This is a genomic window from Paenibacillus alba (assembly GCF_013204855.1).
Taxonomy (GTDB): Bacteria; Bacillota; Bacilli; order Paenibacillales; family NBRC-103111; genus Paenibacillus_E; species Paenibacillus_E alba.
In genome coordinates this window covers 38,973-45,917 of sequence record NZ_JABMKZ010000050.1, presented here as the reverse complement: position 1 = coordinate 45,917, position 6,945 = coordinate 38,973, and the positions used below count along the sequence as shown (strand labels likewise).

Here is a 6,945-nt window from a genome sequence, read left to right as displayed (position 1 = left end):
TCATTTCTTCTCGATTTCATAATATGTTCTTGTTTAATATGTTCAACAAAAAAATCCCGATGTATCAAGGCTTTGAGCCACATCGGGACCGACTTAGCTATGACAAATCTACGTTACAAATTTTTTATCTTCCAAACCTCACAACAACCGCTGCCGCGAAGCCTCAAACAGCAAAACCGTCGCCGCCATCGCCACGTTCAGCGACTCCGCCTTGCCCTGCATCGGGATGATCACCTGCACATCCGACTGCGCAGCAACCTCCGGCGACACGCCCTTGCCTTCGTTGCCGAGGATCAGCCACGTCGGCTGCCGCAGGTCCGTGTCGTAGCACGAGCGCTCCGCCTGCAGGCTCGTCGTCACGAGCCGCACCCCGCGCTCACGCGCGCGCGGCAAGAGCAAGCTCAGATCTGCCTCCAGAATGGGCAGATGATACATCGATCCCATCGTCGAGCGGATCGTCTTGGGATTGTACAGATCGACCGTGCCGCGGCCGAGAACAACCGCTTTGGCCCCGACGGCATCCGCGCTGCGGATGATCGTGCCGAGGTTGCCGGGGTCCTGAACGCCGTCCAGGACAACAACAAGATCGTGCTCGCCTGCGAGCAGCTCGTCCATGCCCAGCTGCGGCCGAGCCACAATAGCCAGCACGCCTTGCGGCGTCTGCGTATCCGAGCATTTGGCCAGAACGGCTTGGCTAACGCCGACCCATTCCACCGGAGATGCTGCCTGCTCAAGCTCATCCCAGCCCGTTGGTGCACCCTTTTCCAAGCTGTAAACAATCGTTTCCACCCTAGCTCCGGCACGCAGCGCCTCTTCCACCAGATGATAACCTTCAATCAGATATTTCCCTTGCTTATCCCTGCCGCGACGCTCCAACAGCTGCGCCCAGTCTTTGACTCTGGCATTTTGAACCGACATGATTTCCGTATGTGCTTTTGTCATTTCCTTGTACCTACTCCGCGAAAGTCACTTCAAATGCTTGAAGATTCGAATTTTTACCGACAAGAACGAGAATATCGTCCGATCTGAGCATTTCCTCCGCACTTGGCGGAATGATCAGCTTATCATTTTGCTTGATGGCAATAACATTGCAGCCATATTTGGCCCGAATGTCGAGCTGTCTTAAGCTTTGGCCCACCAACTGGTTTGAAGCTTTCATCTCCACGATGCTGTAATCATTAGATAGCTCTATGTAATCAAGAATATTCGATGATATCAGATGATGCGCCACCCGCTGCCCCATATCTCTTTCCGGATATACGACTTTGTCTGCGCCAATTTTTTTCAACACTTTGCCATGCAGATCATTAACAGCCTTCACGACAACTGTAGGTATGCCCATCTCTTTGAGAATTAATGTAGTCAGAATACTGGCCTGAATATCCTCGCCAATCGCCACAACAACAACGTCAAAGTTACGAATGCCAAGAGCCCGCAGCGCTTCTTCGTCCGTAGAATCAGCTTGTACAGCATGTGTGACGATCGACGAAATCTCCTGCACGGTATCCTCTCGAGAATCAATAGCCATGACTTCAAACCCTAACTGCGACAATGTTCTTGCGACACTGGATCCGAATCTTCCCATCCCAATAATTGCAAATTGCTTTCTCATCGGCTGAAACGTCCTCCATATCCCCATGTTTATGTTCAAATTATAACATATTTGCGCCTGACAGCTAACTTTGCTCTCTAGGGCGGTGAAGGATGGGAGGATGAACGGTCATAAACTTGCGCATATTAATAGCGATAACGACATGGAAGCGAGGTTCCAGAATGAACATTACCTTAAGACAGGCCATCGTCCAGCGAGTCCAGAATAAATCGAATGATGAACTTCAAGAAGTCATTGAGGATTCCATCGGCGGAGAGGAACGAGTATTGCCAGGACTTGGTGTGCTTTTCGAAATCATATGGCAGCATAGCGAAGCGACTATTCAAAATCAGCTGGTCGAAACGCTCAAAGAGCATCTGGAATAAACTTGATAAAAAATAATTTCAAGCCAGTTAGGGACTGCATCATGCATGCCCTGGCTGGTTTTCTCCTATACAATCATGAAACAGGAAACTGACAGGCCGCCGGATATCTTCCGCTTAGCCTTCCAGCCGCCGTCCCATCCTGATATAAAGGCCAATTCGCTCGTAATATTGCCAAAATATCATGGAACGTTTCAAACGGATAATAAGCCGTTCCTTCTTCGCGCAAATAGTTAGCCAGACTCGCTCGCGCAAAAATCCAATCGGCAAAGGCAGACCCATAGTAGTCACTGCTGCCATCTCCGATATACATAATGAGCCATCCGTCTGCTTTCATCTGCTTCACGACACTTGCTTTGCAGCAGCCGCACCATTGACACGCTGGATTCGTATTTTGAACCCCGAATTGAAATTGGCCTGCCGCCGAATACGTGATGGGATTCCCAATGACTTTCGTAACCTGCACCTGCTGACTCCTCAGGATCTGCTCAATATAATACTGCATACCATCGCTCAATACGGTTACCGGCACTTCCTTCTGCTCGCAGAAATCCAGGAATTCCTGCGCCCCATCGCGCAAATGAACGCTTTTCAGCAGTTGATCCACCTGTGCCTGCCGGCTTGCAAGCAAGGGATATGCTGCTTCAATCCACGCTAAGGACCCGACCTTTTTCTCTCGAAAAAGCCGCGATGCTTCCATGACCTGCGGCGCATGCACGATGCCTAACTCCTCCATCAGGACATCCCCAACATCCTGCTCCATCAAAGTGCCGTCAAAATCCGTGACCACGGCTATTTTCGGCCTATTCATGCTCATTCGGTAATCCCCTCTTTCTGCTGCAGCGCTGCCCTACTGAGTCTCAAGCTGCCACCAGTAAAATAACAAAAATCCCCCTCTTACTCGAAGAGGAGGATGCAATTACTACTCATTATAACACAGCATCCGGCTTCAGCGGAGCAGGTTTTTCACAGCTGCTATGCATCACGTAATGCCTGCCTGAGTCAGACGCATCATGGAAGCCATGCATAGCCTCCAAAACATGATAAGCCAGCTCGCCATTCGCCCGATGCGCACCCTGTTCGCCGGTGATCAGCGCTTCTGCCATTGCTGCTACACCTAAGCCGCGGCTGTTGTCTTTGTAGCCATGGGAAAGCGGAATCGGTTCCCAATCGGAACCGTTCTTGCGAATCATCACAGGACCGCCAAAGTTATTCGGATCGGGCACACGAAGCGATCCTTGACTGCCGTAAATCTCGATATTCGGCAGCTGCGTGCCCCCCATTATATCGAAGCTTGTAACCAATGTGGCAATCGCCCCGCTGTGGAAATCCAGCACACCCGCAATATGCGTCGGCGTTTCGACGGCTATTTTCTGTCCGCGCTTCTTCTCGCTTTGAATGGTTCGTTCCGGAAAGCTAATGTTCGTTGAGCCTGTCACCCGGCGAATCGGTCCAAGCAAGGCCACTAGTGCTGTTAAGTAGTACGGCCCCATGTCGAACATAGGTCCGCCGCCTTTGGCATAATAAAATTCAGGATCTGGATGCCAATGCTCATGACCTTTGCCCATCATGAAAGCTGTTGCCGCTATCGGGGTGCCAATCCAACCGTCGTTAATCAGCTTCGCACACGTTTGTATGCCGCCGCCCAGAAACGTATCCGGCGCACTGCCAACCAGCAGTCCTTTGCGCTGAGCCACCTCTAGGATCTGCTGCCCTTCTTCCCGTGTGACGGCAAGCGGTTTCTCCACATAGACGTGTTTGCCCGCTTCAAGGACTTGGATACACACTTCGGCATGCACGGCAGGGATCGTTAAATTGATAACAATATCAATGCTGGCATCCTGCAAAAGCTCCTGTACCGAATAAGCATGAGGAATGTTGAATTCCTCCGCTCGCGCCGCAGCCCGGCCCCTATCGATATCGGCACATGCGAGCAGCTCCAAATGTTCAAATTGCGGGATGTTTTTCATGTAGATGGCGCTAATATTTCCGCAACCAATAATCCCTACCTTTTTCTTACTCATTGATGTCGTTCCCCCTAATGGTTATCGTGTAGCCCACAACAAGCCGCGTCGCATTAATTCCAGCGTTTCCGGCATCCGAACAATAGCAGCCTGATGGCCAAGCGAATTATAATACACTTTGCCCGCTCCATAGTTTTTCGTCCAAACGACCGGCATCTCCACATCCCCGAAATCAGTCACCGCATGCACCTGTATCGCAGGGTCTACATGCATATAATACTTTTCAGAAACAACAACAAAGTCTTCCATGCCTTCTGTCAAAAGATGTCCGCGGTCCTTGATCCGAACGGTATACGTTACACCATCATTGCCCGGATGCGCCACCCACTGCCCGCCTACCATGTATTGAAATTCGACTTCATTCCGGAAGGAATCCCCCATACCGCCGTGGCATCCTGCTATGCCCGTTCCGCCTTCTTTGACTGCTGCAAGCAGCGGTTTCAACTGTTCACCCTCGATTTTCCCCATCGTCCATACAGGCACAATGAGATCAACACTTGCTAAGCGCTCCACATCTTTGAAGCTATCCAACGTATCCGATACTTCCACGCCATACCCTTCTGCACGCAGAAGCTCAGCGAAAATTCCTGCTACTTCCTCCGGTTGATGCCCATCCCAGCCACCCCAGACAATTAAAGCTTGTTTGCTCATTTGCCGCTTGCTCCTCTCCATTGACGCTCTATCCTAAACATCACTAATACTTACCCAGCGGCGCTCGGCAATGGATTGATCCACAGCCTCCAGCACCTCCTGGCACTTCACGCCATCATAGAAATTCGGAACGGGCTGCCGATCTTCGGCAATCGCCGTCATCAGCTCGACCACCTCGTGAACGAAGGTATGCTCATAACCAATCGTATGACCTGTCGGCCACCAAGCATCCATGTAGGCATGCGGCGGGTCCGTCGCCAGAACGCGTCTGAAGCCCTGAACATCCTCGTCATCGCTAGTAAAAAAGACCTGCAATTCATTCAATCGCTCAAAATCAAACTTCACACTGCCCTTGCTGCCATTGATTTCAAAAGCGTTGGTACACCTGTGCCCTGGTGCAAACCGCGAAGCCTCAAAGCTGCCCAAAGCGCCATTCGCAAAACGTGCCATGAATAGCGTTGCGTCATCCACGGTGACGGCTCCCATAGGTGCGTCTTTGCTGCCTTTTGCACTAAGTCCTGTCATCTCTGTCGGCATCGGACGCTCCTTGACGAACGTCTCACTCATCCCGATCACTTCTTTCATCTCACCAACCAAGAAATGAGCCAGATCGATGAGATGCGCACCCAAGTCCCCATGCGCCCCAGAGCCTGCGATCTCCTTCTGCAAGCGCCATACGAGCGGGAATGTCGGATCTACGATCCAGTCCTGGAGGAACCAGGCCCGGAAGTGATAGATGTCGCCGAGGCGGCCGCTCTCGACCAGCTTCTTCGCAAGCTGCACCGCAGGAGCAAAGCGATAGTTGAAGCCCACCATGTGCTTCACGCCTGCCTCCTCCGCCACTTGCAGCATTTCCCTTGCATCAGCAAGGGTCAGCGCCAGCGGCTTCTCACAGAACAAGTGTTTGCCTGCCTTGGCGGCGGCAATCGCAATCTCTTTGTGCGCATCACTGGGCGCATTGATATCGACGATGTCGATCTCGGGATGCGAGACCAGATCGCGCCAATCGGTGACGTACCCGTCCCAGCCGAATTGCTCGGCTGCTGAGCTGACACCGTTCACATCTCTGCCGCAGAGAAGCTTCATCTTAGGCACCGCTGTCTGCGGGAAAAACATCCGCATATCCTTATACGCATGACTATGCGCTTTCCCCATAAACTTATAGCCAACCATACCGACATTGAATGATTTCATATGATAATTCCTCCTTAGATTCATTAGGTCTCTCACATGGATTACCCAATTTCACGCCTTTTGACTTCTACTTGGAGGGATTTCTCTTCGATGATTGTCGTACAACGACTTGTGTAGGCAGCCTCACCCTCGTATGGTTTGCAGCTTCACCCTGCAGGACACCTGCAAGAACGCCTCGAGCTGCTTCTTTCCCCATTTCATAAAAAGGAACATTAATGCTGCTTAGCGAGGGATCACTCAGCTTTGCAGCATCGGAATCATCGCAGCCAATGACAGCAAAGTCTCGACCAGCGATCCAGCCTCGTTCGCGAAGTCCTTGCATTAAGCCAATCGCCATTCGATCGTTGGCCGCAAACACGGCTTCAACGTGTTCACGCTGCTCCCAAAGTCGCTCAGCCGCTTCATATCCGCTTTTGCGGCTGTAGTTGCCCTCTAGCAGCAGCTCTGGCATCACATCCAACCCCGCTTCCTTCATTGCCTTGTGAAAGCCCTCTAGCCGATCGACAGAGTTCGAATACCCTAAGGAACCGTTTAAGAAAGCAATCTTCCGATACCCTTCCTCCTGCAAATGCCGAACAGCCTGATAGCTGCCCTCAATATGATCGGCATCTACCTCTCGAAAGGATAAACCCTCGAAGCGTTGATTCACTAAGCAAAACGGATGGCCCTCAGCTTGCAATTTCATCAGCGATTGTCGCTGTTCCGGTGTATCTCTGGCGCCTAGAATGACGCAAGCGTCTACTTTCTGCGACCGGTATAAGGCTGAGTAATCCAAGCTTTCATCCGGTTTCAAAAGGGAGAGCAGCATATCATACCCTAGCTCCCTCACTTGCTCACCTATTCCGCTTAAGATTTCCGAGAAATAATACGCAGAGAAGAGATGCACCTTGGGCATGTAGGGAAGCACAACGCCTAGATTTCCACTGCGTCTTCGAGCAAAACTCTGAGCAATCGCATTGGGATGATAATTCAACTGCTTGGCTGCCTCTAACACACGCTCTTTGGTTGACGGCTTCATCGGGCCCAGCCCATTAAATACACGAGAAACGGTCGCTTCGGAGACACCTGCCAATTCAGCAACCTCTTTTCTTGTTACCATGCA

The 6,945-nt window shown here is 51.3% G+C and carries 8 protein-coding genes; 1 reads left to right on the top strand and 7 read right to left on the bottom strand.

The features are described from left to right. Window positions 1-138: 138 nt before the first annotated feature. Together HQN90_RS34510 and HQN90_RS34505 are read right to left on the bottom strand one after the other, a co-directional pair. Complete coding sequence (locus HQN90_RS34510) at window positions 139-942, bottom strand: TrmH family RNA methyltransferase (protein WP_173227398.1); 804 nt, start codon at window positions 940-942, stop codon at window positions 139-141. A gap of 10 nt (window positions 943-952) precedes the next feature. Beyond that, window positions 953-1,612: a potassium channel family protein gene (locus tag HQN90_RS34505; protein WP_173227397.1), complete on the bottom strand. Its 660-nt coding sequence runs from the start codon at window positions 1,610-1,612 to the stop codon at window positions 953-955. A gap of 161 nt (window positions 1,613-1,773) precedes the next feature. On the opposite strand from HQN90_RS34505, the gene sspI reads away from it, so the two are divergent. Further along, window positions 1,774-1,977: a small acid-soluble spore protein SspI gene (gene sspI, locus HQN90_RS34500; protein ID WP_079414468.1), complete on the top strand. Its 204-nt coding sequence runs from the start codon at window positions 1,774-1,776 to the stop codon at window positions 1,975-1,977. A gap of 73 nt (window positions 1,978-2,050) precedes the next feature. Here sspI and HQN90_RS34495 read toward each other — a convergent pair whose 3' ends face one another. The 5 genes from HQN90_RS34495 to HQN90_RS34475 form a co-directional block, all read right to left on the bottom strand. Continuing rightward, complete coding sequence (locus HQN90_RS34495; RefSeq protein WP_173227396.1) at window positions 2,051-2,791, bottom strand: MtnX-like HAD-IB family phosphatase; 741 nt, start codon at window positions 2,789-2,791, stop codon at window positions 2,051-2,053. Window positions 2,792-2,903: 112 nt separating this feature from the next. After that, window positions 2,904-3,998: a Gfo/Idh/MocA family protein gene (locus tag HQN90_RS34490; protein WP_173227395.1), complete on the bottom strand. Its 1,095-nt coding sequence runs from the start codon at window positions 3,996-3,998 to the stop codon at window positions 2,904-2,906. A 21-nt stretch (window positions 3,999-4,019) separates the two neighbouring features. Then, window positions 4,020-4,649, bottom strand: coding sequence for a ThuA domain-containing protein (locus tag HQN90_RS34485; protein WP_173227394.1), 630 nt, complete (start codon window positions 4,647-4,649; stop codon window positions 4,020-4,022). A 33-nt stretch (window positions 4,650-4,682) separates the two neighbouring features. Further along, the gene (locus HQN90_RS34480) at window positions 4,683-5,843 is read right to left on the bottom strand and encodes a Gfo/Idh/MocA family protein (RefSeq protein ID WP_173227393.1); all 1,161 of its coding nucleotides are present in this window, start codon (window positions 5,841-5,843) and stop codon (window positions 4,683-4,685) included. 67 nt (window positions 5,844-5,910) lie between these two features. Next, window positions 5,911-6,942, bottom strand: a complete 1,032-nt coding sequence (locus HQN90_RS34475; RefSeq protein ID WP_173227392.1) for a LacI family DNA-binding transcriptional regulator — start codon at window positions 6,940-6,942, stop codon at window positions 5,911-5,913. Between the last annotated feature and the right edge of the window lie 3 nt (window positions 6,943-6,945).